Source organism: Robbsia andropogonis (genome assembly GCF_034047095.1).
Taxonomy (GTDB): domain Bacteria; phylum Pseudomonadota; class Gammaproteobacteria; order Burkholderiales; family Burkholderiaceae; genus Robbsia; species Robbsia andropogonis.
Genome location: NZ_CP139170.1, coordinates 3142584 through 3165415, shown reverse-complemented (window position 1 = coordinate 3165415; position 22832 = coordinate 3142584). Strand labels below are relative to the sequence as shown.

Genomic DNA, 22832 nt, shown 5'->3' with positions numbered 1-22832 from the left:
GCGTCAACGTGAAGGGATCATTGTGAAGACAGCAGCAACGCAGCACGCAGCGGGCGGCATCTGGGGACGGTGGGTCGGCATGGTGGCTGGCCTGGCCATGTTATTGGCGGTGGGGGCCTGCGGTTTCCAATTGCGCGGGAGCCACAACTACCCGTTCAAGCATTTGTTGATTACCGGCAATCTGTCGGCGGAAATGCAGACGCGGATGAAGCGCCTGATCGAATCCGGTAGCGACACCCGGATTGTCAATACGGCAAAGGATGCGGACGCGATCCTGTCGGTGTCGCTGGGCCGCGGGCAGAACTCGCTCAGCTTTGATGTCAACGGCGTCACGCAGGAATATCAGTTGACGACGTCCGCCACGTATTCGTTGACAAGCACGAGCGGGGTCACGTTGATTCCGCAGAGTACGCTGAGCGTCAATCGGGCGATGGGCTACAACACCACTTACGCACTTGCGAAGTCGACCGAGTCTACGTTGCTGTACAAGGACATGGAAAGCGATATCGTCGACCAGCTGTTACACCGTCTGGATGTGGTGCAGTCGATGTCGCCAGCGCGCGCGCCGGCGCCGGGCGTGAATCAACGCGCACCGCTGCCGACACCGCCGTTGTGAGCGTGGTCCGATGCTGATTCGCGCCGATGCGCTGGACGCGCAACTCGCCCGCGGCATCAAGCCGCTGTACACGGTCTGGGGTGACGAACCCCTGCTGGTGCAGGAGTGCGTCGATCGCATCCGCCGCGCCGCGCGCGCGGCAGGTTGTTCGGAGCGACTGGTCTATTCCGTCGAGCGCGGTTTCGATTGGAGCACGTTGCTGGGCGAGGCGCAGGCGATGTCGCTGTTCGGTGACCGGCGCCTCGTCGAGTTGCGCATTCCTTCCGGCAAGCCCGGCAAGGAGGGGGCCGATGCGCTGAAGCGGCTGGCGTCATCGGCAGCCGACGCCCACGGCGCGGCGGATCCGGATACGGTGACCCTCGTCACGTTGCCGCGCCTGGATGGCGCGACGCAAAAGAGTGCATGGTTCACCGCCCTGAGCGATGCGGGGGTGGCGCTGAAGATCGACCCGATCGATCGCAGTCGTCTGCCGCAATGGATTGGTGAACGTCTGGCGATGCAACGCCAGCGTGTGCCAGGCGGCGAGGCCGGGCGGCAAGCGCTGCAGTTCATGGTAGAGCGGGTGGAGGGTAACCTGCTGGCCGCACACCAGGAAATTCAGAAACTCGGCCTGCTTTATCCGGAGGGCGAGATGTCGCTGGAACAGATCCAGGCAGCGGTGATGAACGTGGCGCGCTACGACGTGTTCAAGCTGAACGAAGCGATGCTGACCGGCGATGTCGCCCGTCTGATGCGGATGATCGACGGGCTACGCGGTGAGGGCGAGGCTGCCGTGCTCGTGCTGTGGGCGGTCACGGAAGAAATCCGTACCTTGCTCCGGGTGCGTCGCGGGATGGATGGGGGCAAGCCGTTGGCGACATTGTTGCGCGAATACCGTGTCTGGGGGCCGCGCGAACGCCTTATCGGGCCGGCGCTGCAGCGGCTGGATGCAACCACGCTGGAACAGGCGTTGACCATTGCCGCGCGCCTGGATCGGCAGGTCAAAGGCCTGCATCCGGACCGGGGAATGGCGCCGCATGCGGCGCTGCCAGGGGATGCCTGGGACGGTCTGTTCGAACTGGCGATGCGGATTGCCTCGCCGCGCCCCGCGCACCATGCGGCGCTCGCCGGTTGAAAAGCGGTGCCAAGGCGCAATTGGCTTACAATGACAGACTTGTTTTAAGTACGATCAACCGATATCACGCCGATGTCCACGCTCCTCTCCACACTCGTCCGTCCTCCCGAGATCGACCCGGCCGCGCCGACGTCCGCATCGGTGGCGTCGCCCCTGCCGGCGATTCCGGCAGCGGATTGTCCGGATACGGACGTCGTGGCCTATATGGCGGCCATCGGTAAGCGGGCGCGGACGGCCTCGCGGGCGATGGCGCGGGCGTCCACCGCATTGAAAAACGACGCGCTGCTGCGCATTGCCGCCAGCATCGACGCCCATCGTGACGCGCTCGCGGAGGCGAATCGGCGTGATGTGGCGCGTGCCGCATCGAATGGGATGGATGCGGCTTTCATCGATCGGCTGACGCTGTCCGAGAAAGCGTTGCGTACGATGGTAGAAGGTCTGCGCCAGGTGGCGGCGCTGTCCGATCCGATTGGTGAAATGTCGGACCTGAAGATTCGGCCCAGCGGTATCCAGGTCGGCCGGATGAGGGTGCCGCTGGGCGTCATTGGCATCATCTACGAGTCGCGCCCCAACGTCACGATCGACGCGGCGGCGCTGTGCCTGAAATCCGGGAACGCGACAATCCTGCGCGGCGGTTCGGAGGCCATCGACAGCAACACCTTGCTTGCAACGCTGATTGCCGATGCGCTGGCCGCCACCGGCTTGCCACGCGATGCGGTGCAGGTCGTGGGCACGACCGATCGTCGCGCCGTGGGCGCGCTGATCACGATGACCGAATACGTGGATGTCATCGTGCCACGTGGCGGCAAGAACTTGATCGCCCGATTGATGGCTGAGGCGCGCGTGCCGATGATCAAGCATCTCGACGGCATCTGCCACATCTTCGTCGATCGTCATGCGGACTCGGCCAAGGCCGTTAACGTCTGCGTCAATGCCAAGACGCAACGCTACGGCACATGCAACACGATGGAAACGTTGCTGGTGGATGCACAGGCGCCGGTCGCGTTGCTGCCATCGATTGCCCGCGCGATGCTGGAAAAAGGCGTCGCGCTGCGTGGTTGCACGCGTACGCTGGATGCATTGGCGGAAGCCGGATTGCCGGTGTCGCGCGGTGTCGATACGCGGGAAGTGGGCCCGGACGGTGCGGCGCGCATCGTCGCGGCCACCGAGGAAGACTGGCGCACCGAATACCTGGCGCCTATTTTGTCGGTGCGGATCGTCGACGACCTGGACGCGGCAATCGATCACATTCACACCTATAGCTCCGCGCACACGGAAGCGATCATCACCGAGCACCACGATCACGCCATGCGCTTCCTGCGCGAGGTGGATTCGGCCAGCGTGATGATCAATGCTTCTACGCGCTTCGCCGACGGTTTCGAATTCGGTCTGGGGGCGGAGATCGGCATTTCGAACGATAAGCTGCATGCGCGCGGTCCGGTTGGTCTGGAAGGGCTGACGTCGCTGAAATATATCGTTTTCGGACACGGTGAACAGCGCGCCTGAGGGCGCATTCGTGGTTCCCCTCTTTCGGATTGGAACGACCGGCTGCTGAAAAAAGGACAGCATGGCTTATCTCTGGGCGAAATCGCTGCATATCGTTTTTGTCGCATCCTGGTTCGCGGGGCTGTTTTACTTGCCGCGTTTGTTCGTGAACCTCGCGATGGAAACCGAGCCGGCGGCGGTGAACCGCTTGCTGCTGATGGCACGCAAGCTGTACCGTTTCATGACGATCATCGCCGTACCGGCCTTGGTCCTGGGTTTTTACCTGATGTTCGGCATCGGCATCGGCAAAGGCGCCGGATGGATGCATGCGAAACTGGCGGTGGTCGTGTTGATCCTGGTGTATCACCACCTGTGCGGTCGATTGCTACGCCAGTTCGAAGCCGGGCAGAACCGGCATGGCCACCGGTGGTATCGTATCTTCAACGAGATTCCAGTCCTGGGCTTGCTGAGCGCGGTCTGTCTCGTCGTTTTCAAACCTTTTTAAGACCCGCCCAACGCCCCCGGTATGCGACCGGTTCGCCGTCCGGCCGTGTGTTTTATAAAATTGGAACCGGTGCCGAAGGTGTAATCACGCGCTGGAAGCATGCAAACGGGCCACATGACGATGGCCTGTTGCCGGTATCCGACCAGGAGACAGAACCATGCCCACGATTCACTCGACGCTGCGCCAAGTCACGGAACGCGTGGTGGCGCGCAGTGCGCCCACGCGCCAGGTTTATTTGCAACGGATCGACAACGCGCAGGGCCATTTTCCGATACGCGGCGCGCTGTCGTGCGCGAATCTCGCTCACGGCTTTGCGGCCATCGAAGGCGACGACAAATTTGCGATCAAGGCGTTGAAAACCCCGAATATCGGCATCGTGTCGTCGTATAACGAAATGTTGTCGGCGCACGCCCCGTATCTGCGTTTTCCCGACATCATCAAGCGTGCGGCGCGCGAAGCAGGTGGCACCGCCCAGTTCGCCGGTGGCGTGCCGGCGATGTGCGATGGCGTGACGCAGGGCAACATCGGGATGGAGCTCTCGCTGTTTTCGCGCGAGACCATTGCGATGTCGACCGCCGTGGCGCTGACACATAATATGTTCGATGCGGCCCTCTGCCTGGGCGTCTGCGACAAGATCGTGCCAGGTCTGTTGATCGGTGCCTTGCAGTTCGGGCACCTGCCGACGATCTTCGTACCCGCCGGCCCCATGTCCAGTGGCCTGTCGAACGACGAGAAGGCGAAGGTACGACAACGGTTCGCCACCGGCGAGGTGGGGCGTGACGCGCTGCTGGAAGCCGAATCGGCGGCCTATCACGGCCAGGGCACGTGTACGTTCTACGGCACCGCCAACAGCAATCAACTGTTGATGGAGGTGATGGGGCTGCACTTGCCGGGCGCCGCATTTGTCCACCCGCACGATCCGCTGCGCGATGCGCTGACGGCGGAGGCCGCGCGTCGGGTGCTGGCGATCACCGCCGATGGCGGCGAGTACACGCCAATCGGCCGGGTAGTCGACGAGAAGGCGGTCATCAACGGCATCGTTGGCTTGCTGTCCACCGGCGGTTCCACTAATCACACCTTGCATCTGGTCGCCATCGCACGGGCAGCCGGTATCGTCATCGATTGGGACGATTTCGATGCGCTGTCGCAGATCGTGCCGTTGCTGGCCCGCATCTATCCGAATGGCAAGGCGGACGTGAATCACTATCATGCGGCGGGCGGCATGGCCTTCCTGATCCGCGAATTGCTGGATGCGGGTCTGCTGCACGAGGACGTCACCACTGTCGTCGGCGCGGGCTTGCGTCGGTACGCGCGTGAGCCGCGTTTGTCGGAGACGCCGGCTCGCGCGGCGGCAGCGGGGGCACCGATCGAGGCTTCGGCGGTAGTGGCGGCACCGATCGCATCGGATGGCACGGCGCGCCAGCCCGGTGCTGACGTCGCGATCGCCTCGCGCGTGCCGCCCGTGCCAATCTGGGTGGATGCCGTGGCGCAGAGCTTGGACCCGGCGGTGTTGCGTCCGGCGACGGACCCATTCTCACCAGATGGCGGCTTGCGTTTGATGCGGGGGCGCCTTGGCCGTGGGGTGATCAAAATCTCGGCGGTGGCGCCGGCGCATCGCAAGGTGCAGGCACCCGCCATCGTCTTCGACTCACAGGAAGCCGTGCAGGCGGCGTTCAAGGCTGGCGAACTGGACCGCGATTTCGTTGCCGTCGTCAGGTTTCAGGGCGCCCGGGCAAACGGCATGCCGGAACTGCACCAACTGACGCCGTTGCTCGGCTCCTTGCAGGACAAGGGGCGCCATGTGGCACTGCTGACGGATGGCCGGATGTCCGGTGCATCGGGCAAGGTCCCGGCGGTCATTCATTTATCGCCGGAGGCGTTGCTCGACGGTCCGATCGGCAAGCTTCGCACCGGGGATATGATTGTACTGGACGCCGAGGCAGGCACACTGGAGGTGGTCATGGACGATGCGCAATGGCAGGCGCGCGCCTGCGAACGGCCACCCGTGACCGATTCGGGCAAGCCAACCCTGGGTACCGCCCTGTTCGCCGTGTTCCGGCAGGCGGCGTCAAGCGCCGAGACGGGCGCCGGTGTCTTTGGCGCGATGCCGGGAAGTGCCTGACGACGCAGCGGTACGGAAAAACCGATACCCACGGTCACCGGGCGCGGTTGGACGACACCCTCTACGACGCGCATGATTAACGCCCGCAACGGGCCAAGGAGAGAGACAATGAGTGGCACTACGGCAGGCAAGGCATCGGCAACGCGTTTCACCGTGGACCAGATCGTGAAGATGGGTCCGGTGATTCCCGTCCTGAAATTCGACAGCGTCGAGGAAGGGCTGGCGGTCTCGAAGGCGCTGTACGACGGTGGCGTCAAAGTATTCGAGATCACGTTGCGGACCAAGGTTGGACTGGATGTCATCCGTGAGGCATCGAAGATTGCCGACGATATCGCGGTGGGCGTGGGGACGTTGACGCGCCCGGCGGAATGCGAATTGGCCGTGCGCGCCGGGGCGACATTCGGCGTGTCGCCAGGTTTGACCGTTGATCTGGACCGCGCCGCGAAGGATGCCGGGCTGCCGTTGTTGCCGGGCGTGATGACGCCGTCCGATATTCTTGCGACAATCGCCGCCGGTTACGAAATCGTCAAGTTTTTCCCAGCGGAACAGGCCGGCGGCGTGAAGATGTTGAGCGCCCTTCATGGGCCGTTCCCATCGTTGCGTTTCTGCCCGACGGGAGGGGTAACCCAGGCGTCGGCGTCGACATTTTTGTCCTTGCCGAACGTGGTTTGCGTGGGCGGCTCGTGGTTGACGCCCAAAGAAGCGGTCGCCGCGAAGGATTGGGCGCGGATCACCGAATTGGCGAAGGAAGCAACAACGCTCGGGCCGCTGCGCGAGAACGCATGAGGCACCGCGCGTGGCGACGCCACGCGCCGGGTACGCCGGTCTACGACATCGGAAAACAACAGAAGAGGGTGTGGCAATGATCATTATCGTGATGGGCGTGTCTGGCTCGGGCAAGACCAGCGTGGGGCAGATGGTTGCGCGTCGCCTCGGCTGCGGTTTTGCCGACGCGGATGCGTTCCATAGCGCGGCCAACAAGGCAAAGATGGCGGCTGGCACGCCTCTGACCGACGATGATCGCTGGCCTTGGCTGGATGCGATGCGTGCGGCCATTGCCGAGAACATCGCGAACGGCGAGACGCATGTCTACGCCTGTTCGGCGCTAAAACAGATCTACCGCGACCGTTTGCGCAATGGTGACAAGGACGTGTATTTCGTTTACTTGTCCGGCAGCTTCGCGCTGCTCGAACAACGGCTGGCGAAGCGGGCCAACCATTTCTTCGATCCGGCGTTGCTGAAGAGCCAGGTCGACACGCTGGAAGTGCCCGATGGCGCGGAGGCCATCACGATCGACATCACGCCGCCGCTCGATGAAATCGTCGACAAGGTCATGGCGGCGTTGCCAAAGCAGGCCTGATGCGCTGCCCGCCAGACGGGTCATAGTCGTTTTAATTTTTATCCGAACCAAGCGATACGATGCCTCAATTTGATTTTTTCGCACCGTGCCCGCGCGGCCTGGAAGGGCCGTTAGCGGCGGAATTGCGCGAGCTGGCCGGTGGCGTCGGCGCTGCCGCTGGCATCGTGCCGGGTGCGGAAACGCCTGGTGGGGTGCATTTCCGTGGGGGGTGGGCGGCCGCGTTTGCCGTCAACCTGCATTCACGCATTGCCAGCCGTGTACTGCTGAAAATCGCCACTGGTTCGTACAAGGACGAGCGCGACGTGTTCGCGCTGGCTCTCGCCCAGGCGTGGGAGGACTGGTTTTCGGCGCGCCAGACGTTGCGCGTGGACGTCACGGCGGTCAAGTCACCGCTGAAGAGCCTTGAATTCACGACGCTCCGGATCAAGGATGCGATATGCGACCGTCTGCGCGAGAAAACCGGCAGCCGTCCGGATATCGATACCGCGCACCCCGAGGTGCGCGTGTTCGCCTTCGTGACTGCCACGCATTGCACACTGTATCTGGATACCTCGGGTGAGCCGTTGTTCAAGCGGGGCTGGCGTCTGGACAAAGGCGCGGCGCCGCTGCGCGAAAACTTGGCGGCGGGCATTCTGCGCCTGTCGGGATGGGCGCCGGGGCAAACGCTCTACGATCCGATGTGCGGCAGCGGCACGTTCATCGCCGAGGCGGCACAAATGGCGCTCGGCGTGCCTCCGGGCAGCGACCGGCGTTTCGCATTCGAGAAACTGCGCGGCTATGACGTGGGCACCTGGCAGCAGATGAAAGTGGATGCGATGGATCTGCGCCGCAAGGCGAAGTCCTCGCGTGCGCACCTGGGCATCTACGGCAGCGATATTTCTGGCGACATGCTGCAGAAGGCGCGCCAGAATTTCGAGCGTGCCGGCTTGCCGATGCCGACGCTGAAGCAGCAGGACGCGCGATCGATGACACCACCGGTGAACGTGCCGGGCATTCTGATCGCGAATCCGCCGTATGGCGAACGGATCGAGGTGCGTGGACGCAATGCGCGCGGCGAGCGGATCGAGCGCAACCGCGACGGCAACGGGGATGACCGTGGTTTTTCCAGGGCCCAACCGAGCGCCGAGGAATCGGTCGATCCGGAATTCTTCCATGCGCTTGGCGATGCATTGAAGCAGCGCTTCACGGACTGGCGGGCTTTCGTGCTCACGTCGGACCGGGGGTTACCGGGTCTGATGCGCCTGCGCGAATCGCAAAAAACGCCGTTATACAACGGCGCACTGGAATGCCGGCTATTCCGTTTCGACATGCAGGCCGGCTCGTTGAAACCGTCCAGGGGACAACCGCCCGTGGATGCTTCCGGAGCAGAAGGATGAGTGACACCCCCATTTCGACGGGTGCGGATCCTGCCGGCGCGCCGGCCATCGTGACGCGTGCGTTCGAGAATGTGGGCCGTGGCCGGCGCGTGGTCGTCGGCATGTCGGGCGGCGTCGATTCGTCGGTGACCGCGTGGCTGTTGAAGCAGCAGGGCTACGACGTCGTCGGCCTGTTCATGAAGAACTGGGAGGACGACGATGACGGCGAATACTGCTCGACGCGGCAGGATTGGATCGACGTGGTATCGGTGGCGGACCTGATCGGCATCGACGTCGAGGCAGTCAATTTTGCCGCCGAATACAAGGACCGTGTATTCGCCGAGTTCCTGCGTGAATACTCGGCCGGCCGCACGCCGAATCCGGATGTACTGTGCAATGCCGAGATCAAGTTCAAGGCGTTTCTCGATCACGCGGTTGCGTTGGGTGCGGAAACCATCGCAACCGGCCATTACGCACGTGTGCGCGAAGTGGGCAACGGCGCCGCCGCCGGTCGTTTTGCCTTGCTCAAGGCGCTGGATGCGACCAAGGATCAGAGTTACTTCCTGCATCGACTGAACCAGCATCAGTTGTCGCGTACCTTATTCCCGTTGGGCGAGATGCCAAAGACCGAGGTGCGGCGTCTCGCGGCGGAAATTGGCTTGCCGAATGCCGCGAAGAAGGACTCCACCGGAATCTGCTTTATCGGCGAGCGACCGTTCCGCGAGTTCCTGAATCGCTACCTGCCGACCGATCCGGGGCCGATGCGTACGACCGATGGCGAGGTGGTCGGCGAGCATATCGGTCTGGCCTTCTATACGCTCGGCCAGCGCAAGGGCATCGGTCTTGGCGGGAGCAAGGACGGCAGCGGCGATCCGTGGTTTGTCGCCGCCAAGGACATGGCGGCCAACACGCTGTACGTGGTCCAGGGGCACGATCATCCCTGGCTGTTGTCGCATACGCTGGCTGCAGGGCAGGTGAGTTGGACCAGCGCGGCCGCCCCGGACGCGGCGCGTTATCCGGCGTTGGCGGCGAAGACCCGTTACCGGCAGGCCGACGCGGCATGCCGCCTCGATCCCGCCGCCGCGGCCCGGGCGGGACGGTCGGCACACCGCGACAACCCGGTCGCGGCTGGACTCGGTGCGTTCGCCGTGGCGGGCAATCCAGGCTACGCGCCTGCGGCGGTGCCATTTGGGTTGCATTTCGATACGGCGCAATGGGCCGTGACCCCCGGCCAGTCCGCGGTGTTGTATGACGGTGACGAATGCCTGGGGGGCGGGATCATCGAGGCGGTGGGCGACATGGATGGTAAAATCGCGGCCGCTAGTGATGCCGCCGCTGCCTGGGACGCCTTGCAGGCGTCCCATCGCGCCGCGAAGGCCGACGAGGCCCGTCGCCGTGCGGCCGGCCGGGCCCGGCATGCACAGCAAGCCGCCCGTCGTCTCTAACCGTTTCTATCCGATTTCCTCATGTCCACGCCCCAGATCGAATCCTTGAATGCGCTGACCGCGCTGTCGCCGCTCGACGGCCGCTACGCCACGAAGACCGAGGCGCTGCGTGATTGGTTGTCCGAGGCGGCATTCATGCGCCACCGCGTGACGGTGGAAATCCACTGGCTGATCGCGCTGTCGCAGGCCGGTCTGGCCGAAGTGCCGCCGTTCTCGGCTGCATCGGAATCCTTTCTATTGGCGCTTGCGGAACGCTTCAGCGTTCATGATGCCGCGCGTATCAAGGACATCGAGCGTGTCACCAATCACGATGTGAAAGCAGTCGAATATTGGCTGAAGGAGTCTGTCAAGGGGCAGCCGGAACTGGAAGCGGCGAGCGAATTCATTCACTTTGCCTGCACATCGGAAGACATCAACAACACGTCGCATGGCCTGATGCTGAAGGGCGCGCGCAAGCATGTGATGTTGCCGGCATTGCGCAAGCTGCACGGCAAGCTTGTCGCGATCGCGCAGGCACAAGCGGAACAGCCGATGCTTTCACGGACGCACGGCCAGCCTGCCAGCCCCACCACGCTCGGCAAGGAAATGGCCAACGTCGCGGCTCGCCTGGCGCACGCCATCGAGCGCGTGGAGGCGGTGAAGCTGCTGGGCAAGATGAATGGTGCGGTAGGAAACTACAACGCACACCTGTCGGCCTATCCGTCGATGGACTGGGAAGCGTTCTCGAAGCAGGTGGTCGAGCAACGGCTGGGTCTGACGTTCAATCCGTACACGATCCAGATCGAGCCGCACGACTATATGGCCGAACTGTTCGACGCGGTTGCCCGGGCCAACACGATTCTGCTGGACTTGAACCGCGATGTCTGGGGTTATATCTCGCAAGGCTATTTCAAGCAGAAGCTGAAGGCCGGCGAAATTGGCTCGTCGACGATGCCGCACAAGGTCAACCCGATCGATTTCGAAAATTCGGAAGGCAATCTGGGTCTGGCGAACGCGCTGCTGCGCCATCTGTCGGAGAAGCTGCCCATCTCGCGCTGGCAGCGTGACCTGACGGATTCGACAGTGCTGCGTAATATCGGCGTTGCGTTCGGCTACAGCTTGTTGGCGTACGATGCGTGCATGCGCGGCCTGGACAAGCTGGAGGTGAATCCACAGCGCCTGAACGACGACCTGGACAACTGCTGGGAAGTGCTGGCGGAGCCGGTGCAGACGGTGATGCGTCGCTACGGTGTGGAGAATCCGTACGAGCAATTGAAGGAGTTGACCCGCGGCAAAGGTATCACCCGGGACGCGCTGCATACTTTCATCGGCACGCTGGCCATCCCCGACGAAGCGAAACACGTGCTGTTGGCGATGACGCCCGGAAACTATATCGGCAAGGCGATCGAACTGGCCAAGCGGATCGGATAATCCGCCGCGGCGCGGTCAATCCGACGTTGCCGCGTTGCTCGGACAAAGGAGTACCGGTAGCGGCATGCTGCGGGCCGCGACGCCGGATGCCGTACTTCCCAAGCCCGCATTCGCGGGCTTTTTGCCGCTCGTACCCTTGCCGGCCGTGCCGCCTTTATCGGCACCGCCGATGGTATCGAGCGAATCCATCGGCATCCGTACCGGCTCGGCGCGTTCTTGCTGTATCGCGGCGCCAATGTCGTTCGCGACGCGGGCAAGCGCCTTGCGATGACCTGCGACCAGTGCGTCATAGCCTGATGCAACCGGCTGCGACACAATGGATTGGCAGGTCATCGTCAGGTGATCCGTCGAGCGCACCACGCTCCAGACCGCATCGATTGTCGCGCGTTCACCGGGGACCGATTCGAAACGTCGGATATTGACGGTGAGTTGATACACGGTGGCGCCTTTTGGCCGCGGTGCGCGGTAGACATCGATGGCGGGCAGCGCTTGCGTCAGCGATGTCGACAGCGCACCGCCGATCTCATCGGCGAGCGGGCCGGACCATCGGTGGTAGTCCTGGATGTCGACCTGCCCCTGCTTGGTGGACGTGACCAATTGCGGACGGGCCACCGCATCCGGGATATTGACCGGCGTCATTTCGATCATCAATGGATGCGCCGGATCCGCGGTACCGCAGGACTGCCCGTTTTGCGCGGGACGTTGCGCACCGCAAGTGGTGGCGATCGCGCCCGTTCCGCCCCCGGAAAGCGTGTAGTACTGGCTGTCCGGCGAATTGGCACATCCGGCCAGCGCCAGCCCCAGGAAGAGGGACGACCCCAGGGCCAGGCGGCCCCGGCGATAGTTCTGCGTACGGCGCATCGTCATTTGTCTTTCCCTGTTTTTCCGCGTATCAGCGCTTCCGGATGTCGTTCGAGGTAATCGGCCAGCACCGACAATTGCTGCGCGGTACGGGTCAATTCGCGCATTGCCTGGCGGACGTCCCCTTGCAGCGGCGAATCCGACGACAACGTTTGCTGTGCGCTGGCGAACGTCTTCTTTGCTTCTTGCAACGTTTGCGCGGCTTGCGGCGCCACCTGGGTGTTCAACTGGTCGAACAGCTTGTTCGCGTTGATCAAGGCGGTATTGACGTTCGCACCAATCTGGTCGAAGGGGATCTTGTCGATCTTCTTCGCGATATTCGCCACCTGCAATTGCAGCTCGTCCAACGTGTTCGGCAGCGTTGGCAATTCCGTCGGCTCGCTGTCGTAGTTGACCGAAACCGGCGGGGCGTTCGGGAAGAAGTCCAGCGCGACATACAACTGGCCGGTCAGCAAGTTGCCAGTGCGCAATTGCGCGCGCAGGCCGCGCCGGATCATCGTTATGAACATCTGGTGGCTACGGTCGGCATTGTCCTTGCGGATGGCGTTGGCGAAGGCTTTGCCCAACCGTTCCGGATAGATGTTCACCGTCACGGGCATCAAAATCTCCTGCTTCCTTGGGTCGAAGTCGACGCCGATATGCGTGACCTCGCCGACGGTGATGCCACGGAAATCGACGTTCGCGCCCACGGTCAGGCCGCGCAGCGATTGATTAAAGTTCAGGACGACCGGTACGGGGTCCGTGTCTGGCGGTTTCATCGCCGTACCCAGGTCGGCGTTCAAGCGGAATTCACGGTTGTCCGCGGCAACCTGGCCCGGTGCTTCGTTCGGGGGTGCCTGGAACGCCACGCCCCCTAACAGCACGGCCGCCAGAGACTGGGTATTCAGCTTGAAACCGCCCGAATCGAGGCGAACATCCACGCCACTCGCGTTCCAGAAGCGGGTATTCGTGGTGACGAATTGATCGTATGGCGCATTGACGAAAACACGCAGCGTGACCCCGCTGCCGTCGGGGTTCAAATTATAGGCAACCACCTGGCCGACCTGGATGCGCCGGTAATACACCGGTGCACCGATGTCGAGCGAGCCCAGGTCGCTTGCCTTCAATACATACTGATGTCCTTTTTGGTCACGGGTGACCGCCGGCGGGTTCTCCAGTCCGGTGAATTCCTTTTCGGAGTCGGGCGAGCGTCCCGCATCCACGCCGATATACGACCCGGACAGCAACGTATTCAAGCCGGAGATGCCATTGGCCGCCACGCGCGGCTTGACGATCCAGAAGCGGGTGTCCTTGACCGCGAATCCCTGCGCTTCCTTGGTGAGATCGACGGTGACGATCGCCCGGGAACGGTCATCCGCCAGTCGAACCGATTTTACTTCGCCGATGTCGACGTCCTTGTATTTGACCTTGGTCTTGCCACTTTCGATGCCTTCCGCGGATTTGAAGCTGATCGTGATGGTGGGCCCTTGCTGGACCACCTGCCGGACCACCAGCGAAATGCCGATCAGCGCCGCGATCAACGGGACCAACCAGACCAGCGACGGCAGCCAGCGGCCGCGTGGCGCGACCACCGGTTCTTGCCAGTCGGGCAGGCCGCCGGGGCCGGTCGCGGCGGTATTCTCCGTTCGAGGGGGGCCGGACACGCCGGTGGTACGGTCGTCGGTCCGAGGGGGCGTGTGCTGCTGATCGCTCATTTACGCGCGGTTCCAGATTCGTCGATAGGGTCCCAGATACGCCGGGAATCGAATTGCAGCGAGGCGAACATCGTCAACACGACGACGGCGCCGAACGCCACCGCGCCGGGCCCGGCCGTGATTACCGCCAGCGACTGGAAGCGCACCAACGCCACAGTCAGCGTGATCACGAAGATGTCGAGCATCGACCAACGGCCGATGGCCTCCACGACGTGGTAAAGCCGCGTACGTTGTTCCGGGCGCCAGTCCGAGCGGGTCTGGACCGAGTAGTTCAGGATCGACAGGGCGGCAAGCTTCAGCATTGGCACCAGGATGCTGGCAACGAACACGATGATGGCCAGTGCGTACGAGCCGGATGTCCAGAAGTACACCACGCCGCTCATGATCGTGTCGTCCGATGCCCCCAGCAGCGATGCGGTATGCATGACCGGCATCAGGTTCGCCGGGATATACAGCAGCACCGCCGAGACCAGCAGCGCCCAGACGCGGGCGGTCGCGTCGGGTTTGCGTGACAGCAACGGCGACCCGCAACGCAGGCAGTACTGCACGTCGATCGTCCGCACTCGTGGTGTGACCAGGCCACAATCGGTGCAACCGACGAGATCGCGCGTCCGGGCGCTGACCCGGTGATTTCGGTGACGTCGCTCACCCGCCGGCGCATCGATCTCCGGCAACGGTACGTCGTCGTACTCCATCAACGGCATGACGGCGCGTGGGTCCTGCAACGGGGAGCGCGTATCGGGGGTATCCGACGCATTCGATGTTTCCGGGGAGGGCGGCGTACCGTGCAAGGTCATGGCGAGGGGGGCGGGAGCATCGATTGTGCCATCGCGGTATCCGCGGCGCGCAACGCGTTCAGACGGCGGCGCGACCGGCGCCACCGCCCACACCGGGCATCCGCGACATCCCAAAGCGTGTGCGGGTCGAACGACAGCGTCAGCGCCGTCAGGGCTGTCAGCGCGCCAAAAGCGAACAATGCGGGCTCGGGCATCAATCGGGCAAGGCTGGACAATTTCATTAGCGTGACCAGCACGCCGAGCATGAAGACTTCGATCATGCCCCAGGGACGCACGGCGAGCAGCGCGCGGAGTACGGGGTCGAAATACCGGGGACGCCGGCGAAATTGTAATGGAATCAACAAATAAAGTAGCGCCAGCGTCTCAAATATCGGAAACAAGAGCGTGCAGCAGAGCACCATCAGCGCAATGATCCAGCGCCCGTCGTCCCAAAGCTCATAGACCGCCCCGACCAATGTCGTCTGCGTGCTGATGCCTTGTGCCTCCAATTCGACGATGGGGAAGCCGTTGGCGATCAGGAAGGCAATAAACGCGGTCAGTGCCACTGCCAGCAATTTGTCGACGCGACCGTCGGTATGCTGATACAGGATTGCGTGGCAGCGCGTGCACCGGGCAACCGAACGCCGAGGCAGCCGAACCTTGCGGTGCAGTTTGTCACAGTACTTGCAGGCGACGAGTTCGGTATAAGCCATGAGTATTGCAGGGGCAATGGTGCGATCCATCTTACCAAATCGGTTACCGGCGTGTGTCACCGCCACGGGGGCGGTGAGGATGTGCATGTCCCGGCAGGCCGGTGCTGCCGTGACTACGTAACATACGGTGTTTTTTCGGCGCAAACAAATCGCTTAAGGTACGATGACGCCCAAGGGGGAAGGATGGCCGCGGCACGCAATCGGCACCACGTTTCGGCTCACGCGCGCTCTTTTCGGGTCGCCGGGGCGCGAGATCTGTGCGGATGACGGGCCAAGGCTGCAAGGCAACAGCATCCGTCGGTCTCATGCGAGGCCGGTCGGGCACACTTGAAGGAATGTGATGATGTTTTCGATCGTAAACGCGCGGTCCGCGATGGCCCATAAGATCGTTCTGAAATCGGCATTGCTCGCGGCCGCGGCATGCGCGCTGTTTGGCGCCGCCTCGGCATCGGCGGCGCCGATCGACGTGGCGAAGAGCTCCGTGATCACGACGTCGAAGCAGATGAGCGTGGCTGTCGACGGCAAGTTCAAGAAGTTCAGCGGCGATGTGACGTTCGATCCGGCCAATCCGAGCGCGGGTTCGGCGAAGGTAACCATCGATATCGGCAGCTACGACATTGGCTCGGACGAGTACAACAATACGTTGAAGAGCGCTGAATGGTTCGACTCGGCCAAGTTCCCGCAGGCGACGTTCGTATCGACATCGATCGCCTCGGCCGGCCCGGGCAAGCTGACCGTCAAAGGCAAGCTGACGATCAAGGGTAAGACTCAGGACGTCTCAGTGCCGCTGTCGTACCAAGTGGCCGGCGCGACCCAGACCTTCGATGGTGTGACGTCGATCAAGCGCCTGGCCTACGGCATTGGTGCGAACGAGTGGAAGGACACCTCGGTTGTCGCCGATGAAGTGGACATCAAGTTCCACCTCGTCGTGACGAAGTAAGTATTTACGCCGGTCGGCGATCGGGTAACAGGATAATAAAAAAGGAGGCGCACACCAGTGCGCCTCCTTTTTTATTATCCGTGTCGTCCTGTGGCACCCCGCCGGGGCGCCGAGGATCCGTGGCGGCGGGTCAGACCTGCGCGCCGGCGTTCGGGTCGTTCGGATCGTGCGCGGTCTTCGATGACTTGATCAGATCCTCGCGTTTGACGCCCAGCCACATCGCCAGCGCCGCGGCGACGAACACCGACGAGTAGATACCGAACAGAATGCCGATCGTCAGCGCGATGGCGAAGTAGTGCAGCGTCGCGCCGCCAAACAGCAACATCGACAACACCATCATTTCCGTGCTGCCGTGCGTGATGATCGTCCGCGAGATCGTGCTGGTAATCGCGTGGTTGATCGTGCCGACGGTGCCGAGGTTCTTTTCCCTGCGGAAGGTTTCGCGAATCCGGTCGAAGATCACGACCGATTCATTGACCGAATAGCCCAGGACCGCAAGCACTGCCGCGAGCACCGACAACGAGAACTCCCACTGGAAGAACGCGAAAAAGCCCAGGATGATGATCACGTCGTGCAGGTTCGCGATCACCCCTGCCACCGCATACTTCCATTCGAAGCGGATCGACAGATAAATCATGATGCCGACCACCACGCACGCCAGCGCCAACAGCCCGTTGGTCGCCAACTCCTTGCCCACGGACGGGCCGACATACTCTACGCGCTGCAACGACACATCGCTGTTCTGCGCCTTCAGCGAATTCATCACCTGATCGCTTTGCATGGCCGAGGACAGCGGCTGGCCGTCCGGACCCTTCTTCAGCGGCAGGCGGATCAGTACGTCACGCGACGTCCCGAACGATTGGACCTGCGCATCGGCATAACCGATGGTGTCAAGGTTGCCGCGCACGGCTTCCAGATTCGCCGATTGGGTGTACTGCACCTCGATCACGGTCCCGCCGGTGAATTCGATGGACAGGTGCAACCCGCGATGCAACAGGAAAAACACCGCTAAAACGAACGTGATCAACGAGATCGTGTTCAGTATCAGCGCATGCCGCATGAACGGGATGTCTTTGCGGATACGAAAGAATTCCATGATGTCCTCTAGGTATCAGCGCGACTTGCCGCCGCGCTTGCCTTGGGCGGCCTTGTTGCCCGTGCCGCCGGCATTGCCACCGGCGCTGCTTGTATTGTTGTTCGCGTTGCTGCCGGCGTCCCCGACCGACGCGCTGCCCTGAGAACTGTCCCGTGCTGCTTGCGCGCGGCTCAGCTTGCTTTTCTTGGGCGTCGTCGTGTTCGAACCGATCAACTGACTGGACTTTGGTATCGGTTTGCCGGCCGTGGCGCCATGACCCAGCGCGCCCGCCGCTTCCGGGCCGGAGGCGGGGCGCCCCCAGACCTGGCCGATCGCCAGCGATTGCAGCCGGCGCCGACCGCCATACCAGAGGTTGACCAGGCCGCGTGAGAAGAAGACCGCCGAGAACATCGACGTCACGATACCGATGCAGTGCACGACCGCGAAGCCGCGCACCGGGCCTGAGCCGAAGGCGAGCAACGCCAGGCCCGCGATCAACGTCGTGACGTTGGAGTCGAAGATCGTCGCCCAGGCGTGCTGGAAACCGGCGGAGATCGCGGTTTGCGGTGGCTGGCCGTTACGCAGTTCCTCGCGGATGCGCTCATTGATCAGCACGTTCGCATCAATTGCCATCCCCAGTGTCAACGCGATGGCCGCGATGCCGGGCAGTGTCAGCGTGGCTTGCAGCATCGACAGGATTGCCACCAGCAGCAGCAGATTCACCGACAACGAAATCGTCGAGAACACGCCGAACAGCATGTAGTAGGCAATCATGAACACGGCGATGGCCACGAAGCCGTACGCCACCGAGTCAAAGCCGCGTTTGATGTTGTCCGCGCCCAGGCTCGGACCCACTGACCGTTCCTCAATGATGTTCATCGGTGCCGCCAACGCTCCGGCACGTAACAACAGCGCCAGGTCGTTCGCGGCCTGCGTGTCGGCGGAGCCGGTTATCTGGAAACTTTCGCCCAGTTCCGACTGAATCGTCGCCACCGTCAGCACTTCACCCTTGTCGCGTTCGAACAGGACGATCGCCATCGGTTTCTGGAGATTCTCGCGCGAGACGGTGCGCAGGATGCGGCCGCCGGCGGCGTTCAGCTTGATCATCACGGCCGGCCGCTGTTGCTCGTCAAAGCCGGCGGACGCGCTGGTGATCTGGTCACCGGAGAAGATCACCTGTTTCTTCAGGAACACCGGTGCGCCGCGACCTTGTGTGAACAGATCGTCACCCGGCGGCACCGGGTCGTTGGGCTGCGGATTCGATGGGGCGTTCGTATCGACCAGGCGTGCTTCCAATGTCGCCGTCCGACCGATGATGTCCTTCGCCTTCGCCGTGTCCTGGATGCCGGGTAGTTCGACGACGATCCGGTCCGCGCCCTGTTGCTGGATCACCGGTTCGGAGACGCCCAGTTCGTTGACGCGGTTATGCAGCGTCTGCATGTTCTGCTTGACGGCGTCGTCCTGCACCGTGCGGCGCGTTTGATCCGAGAAGGTACCGACGACCTGGGCGCCGTTGCCGCCGGCGTCCACGATCTTCCATTGCAGATCCGAGCCGCTCGCCACCAGTGCATCACGCGCCTGCGCCGCGACCTGCGGGTTGGCGAAATTGATGGTCAGCGTGTCGTTCACACGGTTGATGCCGCCATCGCGGATGTTCTTGCCACGCAGCAGCGTGCGTGCGTCCGAAGCGTCCGATTCCAACCGTTTTTGCAGCGCGCCGGCCATGTCCACCTGCAACAGGAAGTGCACGCCGCCGCGCAAGTCCAGCCCCAGGTACATCGGTCGCGCCATCAACGCCGTGAGCCAATGCGGCGACGCGCTTTGCAGGCTCAATGCAACGATATAGGTCGGGTTCGACGGATCGTCGTTCAACGCGTGCTGCAGCAGGTCCTTCGTACGCAGTTGCGTGTCGCCGTCGTGCAAGCGGACGTGGATGCTGGCATTGGTCGCGCTGTTCTCGAACGAGACGTCGGCGGCATCGATGTGATTGGCTTGCAGCGTCTGTTCGACGCGCGCCATCACCGATGCGTCCACCTTGACGGTCGCCTTCAAGCTTTGGATCTGGACCGCGGGGGTCTCCCCAAAGAGATTCGGCAACGTATACAAGAGGCCGATGGCGACCGCCACCAGCATCGCGATGTACTTCCAGAGGGGGTAACGATTCATGGCAGGCTGACGAAGAATGGCGCGGCGTTCCATTCGGGGATCGAACGGGCGCTCGCGGAGCCCAAGGCTCGTCGGGGCGGTCGCGCACTCAGGCGCAGACCCGCCCCCTCAAAACAGCAATGCCGCCCGAAGGCGGCGCGGACAAAACGTGCCACGAAATGTGCCTCGGCAAGTTTTGTCTCGCCCAAGCGCCGCCGCGCATGCGTCACGCGGCAGGGCGGGCACGGCGTTACAGTGACTTGATCGTGCCCTTCGGCAGCACGGTCGTGATCGCGCCCTTCTGCACGGTGATCTCGACGTCTTCAGCGATCTGAATGCCGACATAGGCTTCGCCGACCTTGCTGATCTTGCCAACCAGGCCGCCGCTGGTGACGACTTCGTCACCCTTGTCGACGGCGGCCAGCATGTTCCGATGTTCCTTTTGGCGCTTCATCTGCGGACGAATCATGATGAAGTACAGCACAACGAACATCAGGATCAGTGGCAGGAAACTCATCAGGCTGGATTCGCCGCCAGCGCCTTGTAGATTAAACACGTTACAGTCTCCGCGTGTGTCTGAAGCGATCTAAAAAAGAAAAGCAAAGAAAAACAAAAGCCAAAAAGAGCGGCGTATTCTAGCACCCTCGCGACCCGCCGCCGTACGGCCAAACCCGGGGAACGTGTCCAATTCCTGGAAAGCGTGGCGTGAGGACCGAAATCACGTGGCTTGGCGACGTGGTGCCGGATCGTCGAATGCGGTGCCCGGCGCGGTTTTGCGCACGCATCGGCACCGTGTCCATGTCAGGTCACGCCACGTGCACGGTCCGTCTGGAAGCGCTTTACGAATGCGTCGAATTGCCGCGCATCAATCGCGTCCCGGATCTCCTGCATTAATGCCAAGTAGTAATGCAGGTTGTGGATCGTGTTCAATTGCGCCCCGAGAATCTCGCCTGTCCGGTGCAGGTGGTGCAGATAGCCCCGCGTGAAGTTCTTGCAGGCGTAGCAACCGCAGGTCTCGTCCAGGGGCCGCAGGTCGTTCTTGAACGAGGCGTTCTTGATCTTCAAGTCGCCAAAGCGCGTGAACAACCACCCGTTGCGGGCATTACGGGTGGGCATCACGCAGTCGAACATGTCGATGCCGTTGGCCACACCGTTGACCAGATCTTCCGGCGTGCCCACGCCCATGAGGTAATGCGGCTTGTCGGCCGGCAGCTTCGGCCCCGTGTACGCCAGGATGCGCATCATGTCCGCCTTCGGCTCGCCCACGGACAACCCGCCGATCGCCAGTCCGTCGAACGGGATGTCGCGCAGCCGCTCCAGCGATTCGTCACGCAGGTCCTCGAACATGCCGCCCTGGACGATGCCGAACAGGGCGTTCGGATTGCCCTCGCGATCGAACTCGTCGCGCGAGCGCCGAGCCCAGCGCGCCGACATGCGCATTGATTCCGCCGCCAGTTCTTGCGAGGTAGGAACACCGTTGACTTGATAAGGCGTGCATTCGTCGAATTGCATGACGATGTCCGAGTTCAGCACCCGCTGGATCTGCATCGAGATTTCCGGTGACAGGAACAGCTTGTCGCCGTTGATGGGCGAGGCAAAGCGCACGCCGTCCTCGCTGATCTTGCGCAGATCACCCAGGCTGAACACCTGAAAGCCCCCGGAATCGGTCAGGATCGGCTTGTTCCACCCCATGAAGCCATGCAGTCCGCCGTGTTGCGCAATCGTATCCAGGCCCGGGCGCAGCCAGAGGTGAAAGGTATTGCCCAGCACGATTTGCGCGTTGATTTCGTGCAGGTCGCGTGGGGTCATCGCCTTGACGGTGCCGTAGGTGCCCACCGGCATGAAAATCGGCGTCTCGATGACGCCATGGTTCACGGTGATACGGCCACGACGGGCATGGCCATCGTGGCCGAGCAGTTCAAACTTGAGCATCGGAAGGAGCCTCGGGCGTGCGGGTCAGGAACATGGCATCGCCATAGCTGAAGAAACGATATTGCGCGGCAATCGCGTGGCGATAGGCGGCGCGGATCGGCGCCATGCCGGCAAAGGCCGATACGAGCATCATCAAGGTCGATTTCGGTAAATGGAAATTCGTGATCAGGCAATCAACGATCCGGAATGGGTAACCGGGCGTGATGAAGATGTCGGTTTCCGCGCGATGCGCGCGCAGTTGCGGCGCGGTTGAAGACCGGTCATCGACCGCGACATTGGCGGGCGTGCCCAGGTCCGATGCCCCTGTCGCCGTGGCCTGATCGCGCGCGGCGGATTCGAGCGCACGCATCGACGTCGTGCCTACAGCGATGACGCGGCCGCCGGCGGCGCGGGTCGTGGAAATCGCGTCGGCCAGCGCTGCTGGAATTTCGTATGATTCGCTGTGCATGACATGGTCGGCGATGTTTTCCGTCCGCACCGGCTGGAATGTGCCCGCCCCCACGTGGAGCGTCAACGTGCCGCGCTGGATGCCGGCGGCATCCAGCGCGGCAAGCAGGGCTTCGTCGAAATGCAGCCCCGCGGTGGGTGCCGCGACCGCACCCGGATGGGCCGCATAGACCGTCTGGTAGCGGGTCTCATCGCTTGCGTCCGGCGTGTGCTGGATGTACGGTGGCAGCGGCAAGCGGCCGTACTGCTCGATCAGGTCCAGGCAGGGGCCTGGAAACGTCAGCGTGTAGAAGGGCCCCACGCGCTCGCCGACGATGACATCGAATGCATCGGCCAGCCGCAACGTGGTGCCGGCGCGAGGCGATTTGCTGGCGCGAATCTGGGCAAGGGCGGTTGTGCCGCCAGCGCCGACCGGTCGCGTGCCGGGCGGGTCTTCGATCAGACGCTCGACCAGTACCTCGACGTGACCGCCGCTGGCCTTCGTTCCGAAAAAACGGGCTTTCAGGACCTTGGTGTCGTTGAACACCAGCAGGTCGCCGGGACGCAGGAAGGAGACAAGATCGGCGAAATGGTGGTCGGTCAGATGGGGGGATGTGCTGCCCGGAGCCGGTGGGCCGACGTGCAGCAGGCGGCTGGCGCTGCGTTCGGGCAGTGCATATTGCGCGATAAGCGCCTCGGGCAGATTAAAATCGAAATCGGAGAGCGTGTACATAAAGGAACGCATGCTTGACGGACATGCTGTAATCGCGCGCAAACGCGGCACCGGGAGCACGGCAGAGCGGTTCCGGGATGCCCTGCGGATCCTTACGAGCCGGGAATTCCGGCATCCGGACACGG

The 22832-nt window shown here is 62.8% G+C and carries 20 protein-coding genes; 11 read left to right on the top strand and 9 right to left on the bottom strand.

What is annotated here, in order from left to right:
• The first annotated feature begins 79 nt into the window (after window positions 1-79).
• The 10 genes from SJQ66_RS27235 to purB all read left to right on the top strand — a co-directional run bounded on the left by SJQ66_RS27235 (window position 80) and on the right by purB (window position 11412).
• Window positions 80-616, top strand: a complete 537-nt coding sequence (locus SJQ66_RS27235; RefSeq protein WP_320535390.1) for an LPS-assembly lipoprotein LptE — start codon at window positions 80-82, stop codon at window positions 614-616.
• A 10-nt stretch (window positions 617-626) separates the two neighbouring features.
• Entirely contained in the window at window positions 627-1730 is a 1104-nt protein-coding gene (gene holA / locus SJQ66_RS27230; protein WP_320534782.1) for a DNA polymerase III subunit delta, read from the top strand.
• 72 nt (window positions 1731-1802) lie between these two features.
• Complete coding sequence (locus SJQ66_RS27225; protein ID WP_081764745.1) at window positions 1803-3236, top strand: glutamate-5-semialdehyde dehydrogenase; 1434 nt, start codon at window positions 1803-1805, stop codon at window positions 3234-3236.
• A 61-nt stretch (window positions 3237-3297) separates the two neighbouring features.
• A complete protein-coding gene (locus SJQ66_RS27220) occupies window positions 3298-3720 on the top strand; it encodes a CopD family protein (protein ID WP_024901811.1) in 423 nt (140 codons plus the stop codon).
• A gap of 157 nt (window positions 3721-3877) precedes the next feature.
• The gene (locus SJQ66_RS27215; RefSeq protein ID WP_320534781.1) at window positions 3878-5842 is read left to right on the top strand and encodes a dihydroxy-acid dehydratase domain-containing protein; all 1965 of its coding nucleotides are present in this window, start codon (window positions 3878-3880) and stop codon (window positions 5840-5842) included.
• 108 nt (window positions 5843-5950) lie between these two features.
• Window positions 5951-6628, top strand: a complete 678-nt coding sequence (eda, locus tag SJQ66_RS27210) for a bifunctional 4-hydroxy-2-oxoglutarate aldolase/2-dehydro-3-deoxy-phosphogluconate aldolase (RefSeq protein WP_320534780.1) — start codon at window positions 5951-5953, stop codon at window positions 6626-6628.
• A 76-nt stretch (window positions 6629-6704) separates the two neighbouring features.
• Window positions 6705-7202, top strand: a complete 498-nt coding sequence (locus tag SJQ66_RS27205) for a gluconokinase (protein ID WP_024901808.1) — start codon at window positions 6705-6707, stop codon at window positions 7200-7202.
• A gap of 59 nt (window positions 7203-7261) precedes the next feature.
• Entirely contained in the window at window positions 7262-8578 is a 1317-nt protein-coding gene (locus SJQ66_RS27200; protein ID WP_024901807.1) for a THUMP domain-containing class I SAM-dependent RNA methyltransferase, read from the top strand.
• 101 nt (window positions 8579-8679) lie between these two features.
• Complete coding sequence (gene mnmA, locus SJQ66_RS27195; RefSeq protein WP_320535389.1) at window positions 8680-10002, top strand: tRNA 2-thiouridine(34) synthase MnmA; 1323 nt, start codon at window positions 8680-8682, stop codon at window positions 10000-10002.
• 21 nt (window positions 10003-10023) lie between these two features.
• A complete protein-coding gene (gene purB, locus SJQ66_RS27190; RefSeq protein ID WP_024901805.1) occupies window positions 10024-11412 on the top strand; it encodes an adenylosuccinate lyase in 1389 nt (462 codons plus the stop codon).
• Window positions 11413-11427: 15 nt separating this feature from the next.
• Here purB and SJQ66_RS27185 read toward each other — a convergent pair whose 3' ends face one another.
• The 4 genes from SJQ66_RS27185 to SJQ66_RS27170 are packed head-to-tail and all read right to left on the bottom strand — an operon-like array spanning window position 11428 to window position 15486.
• On the bottom strand, window positions 11428-12279 hold the full coding sequence (locus SJQ66_RS27185) for a PqiC family protein (protein WP_024901804.1): 852 nt from the start codon (window positions 12277-12279) through the stop codon (window positions 11428-11430).
• Window positions 12276-13967, bottom strand: coding sequence for a PqiB family protein (locus tag SJQ66_RS27180; RefSeq protein WP_082102702.1), 1692 nt, complete (start codon window positions 13965-13967; stop codon window positions 12276-12278). Before SJQ66_RS27180 ends, SJQ66_RS27185 begins: the two co-directional genes overlap by 4 nt.
• A complete protein-coding gene (locus SJQ66_RS27175; protein WP_236693509.1) occupies window positions 13964-14764 on the bottom strand; it encodes a paraquat-inducible protein A in 801 nt (266 codons plus the stop codon). Before SJQ66_RS27175 ends, SJQ66_RS27180 begins: the two co-directional genes overlap by 4 nt.
• The gene (locus SJQ66_RS27170) at window positions 14761-15486 is read right to left on the bottom strand and encodes a paraquat-inducible protein A (RefSeq protein ID WP_320534779.1); all 726 of its coding nucleotides are present in this window, start codon (window positions 15484-15486) and stop codon (window positions 14761-14763) included. The genes SJQ66_RS27175 and SJQ66_RS27170 overlap by 4 nt, the downstream gene beginning before the upstream one ends.
• Window positions 15487-15799: 313 nt before the next feature.
• Between SJQ66_RS27170 and SJQ66_RS27165 the strand changes: the two genes are divergently transcribed.
• The gene (locus tag SJQ66_RS27165) at window positions 15800-16396 is read left to right on the top strand and encodes a YceI family protein (RefSeq protein ID WP_024901800.1); all 597 of its coding nucleotides are present in this window, start codon (window positions 15800-15802) and stop codon (window positions 16394-16396) included.
• Between the two features lie 130 nt (window positions 16397-16526).
• On the opposite strand, the gene secF is transcribed toward SJQ66_RS27165, so the two are convergent.
• The 5 genes from secF to queA form a co-directional block, all read right to left on the bottom strand.
• The gene (gene secF, locus SJQ66_RS27160) at window positions 16527-17492 is read right to left on the bottom strand and encodes a protein translocase subunit SecF (protein WP_046153105.1); all 966 of its coding nucleotides are present in this window, start codon (window positions 17490-17492) and stop codon (window positions 16527-16529) included.
• Between the two features lie 15 nt (window positions 17493-17507).
• Window positions 17508-19637 carry a protein translocase subunit SecD gene (gene secD / locus SJQ66_RS27155; protein ID WP_024901798.1) on the bottom strand — a complete coding sequence of 710 codons (2130 nt, stop codon included), beginning with the start codon at window positions 19635-19637 and terminating at the stop codon, window positions 17508-17510.
• Window positions 19638-19866: 229 nt separating this feature from the next.
• The gene (yajC, locus tag SJQ66_RS27150) at window positions 19867-20133 is read right to left on the bottom strand and encodes a preprotein translocase subunit YajC (RefSeq protein ID WP_024901797.1); all 267 of its coding nucleotides are present in this window, start codon (window positions 20131-20133) and stop codon (window positions 19867-19869) included.
• Window positions 20134-20417: 284 nt separating this feature from the next.
• On the bottom strand, window positions 20418-21548 hold the full coding sequence (gene tgt / locus SJQ66_RS27145) for a tRNA guanosine(34) transglycosylase Tgt (RefSeq protein WP_320534778.1): 1131 nt from the start codon (window positions 21546-21548) through the stop codon (window positions 20418-20420).
• The gene (gene queA / locus SJQ66_RS27140; RefSeq protein ID WP_024901795.1) at window positions 21535-22707 is read right to left on the bottom strand and encodes a tRNA preQ1(34) S-adenosylmethionine ribosyltransferase-isomerase QueA; all 1173 of its coding nucleotides are present in this window, start codon (window positions 22705-22707) and stop codon (window positions 21535-21537) included. The genes tgt and queA overlap by 14 nt, the downstream gene beginning before the upstream one ends.
• Between the last annotated feature and the right edge of the window lie 125 nt (window positions 22708-22832).

Bases quoted from the DNA above. Each gene is read 5' to 3' on its own strand.
- purB (WP_024901805.1), top strand. From the start codon at position 10,024: ATGTCCACGCCCCAGATCGAATCCTTGAATGCGCTGACCGCGCTGTCG.
- SJQ66_RS27175 (WP_236693509.1), bottom strand. From the start codon at position 14,764: ATGACCTTGCACGGTACGCCGCCCTCCCCGGAAACATCGAATGCGTCG.
- SJQ66_RS27170 (WP_320534779.1), bottom strand. From the start codon at position 15,486: ATGGATCGCACCATTGCCCCTGCAATACTCATGGCTTATACCGAACTC.
- SJQ66_RS27225 (WP_081764745.1), top strand. From the start codon at position 1,803: ATGTCCACGCTCCTCTCCACACTCGTCCGTCCTCCCGAGATCGACCCG.
- SJQ66_RS27180 (WP_082102702.1), bottom strand. From the start codon at position 13,967: ATGAGCGATCAGCAGCACACGCCCCCTCGGACCGACGACCGTACCACC.
- SJQ66_RS27215 (WP_320534781.1), top strand. From the start codon at position 3,878: ATGCCCACGATTCACTCGACGCTGCGCCAAGTCACGGAACGCGTGGTG.
- mnmA (WP_320535389.1), top strand. From the start codon at position 8,680: ATGTCGGGCGGCGTCGATTCGTCGGTGACCGCGTGGCTGTTGAAGCAG.
- SJQ66_RS27200 (WP_024901807.1), top strand. From the start codon at position 7,262: ATGCCTCAATTTGATTTTTTCGCACCGTGCCCGCGCGGCCTGGAAGGG.
- SJQ66_RS27165 (WP_024901800.1), top strand. From the start codon at position 15,800: ATGTTTTCGATCGTAAACGCGCGGTCCGCGATGGCCCATAAGATCGTT.
- yajC (WP_024901797.1), bottom strand. From the start codon at position 20,133: ATGAGTTTCCTGCCACTGATCCTGATGTTCGTTGTGCTGTACTTCATC.
- eda (WP_320534780.1), top strand. From the start codon at position 5,951: ATGAGTGGCACTACGGCAGGCAAGGCATCGGCAACGCGTTTCACCGTG.
- secF (WP_046153105.1), bottom strand. From the start codon at position 17,492: ATGGAATTCTTTCGTATCCGCAAAGACATCCCGTTCATGCGGCATGCG.
- queA (WP_024901795.1), bottom strand. From the start codon at position 22,707: ATGTACACGCTCTCCGATTTCGATTTTAATCTGCCCGAGGCGCTTATC.
- secD (WP_024901798.1), bottom strand. From the start codon at position 19,637: ATGAATCGTTACCCCCTCTGGAAGTACATCGCGATGCTGGTGGCGGTC.
- SJQ66_RS27220 (WP_024901811.1), top strand. From the start codon at position 3,298: ATGGCTTATCTCTGGGCGAAATCGCTGCATATCGTTTTTGTCGCATCC.
- SJQ66_RS27205 (WP_024901808.1), top strand. From the start codon at position 6,705: ATGATCATTATCGTGATGGGCGTGTCTGGCTCGGGCAAGACCAGCGTG.
- holA (WP_320534782.1), top strand. From the start codon at position 627: ATGCTGATTCGCGCCGATGCGCTGGACGCGCAACTCGCCCGCGGCATC.
- SJQ66_RS27235 (WP_320535390.1), top strand. From the start codon at position 80: ATGGTGGCTGGCCTGGCCATGTTATTGGCGGTGGGGGCCTGCGGTTTC.
- tgt (WP_320534778.1), bottom strand. From the start codon at position 21,548: ATGCTCAAGTTTGAACTGCTCGGCCACGATGGCCATGCCCGTCGTGGC.
- SJQ66_RS27185 (WP_024901804.1), bottom strand. From the start codon at position 12,279: ATGACGATGCGCCGTACGCAGAACTATCGCCGGGGCCGCCTGGCCCTG.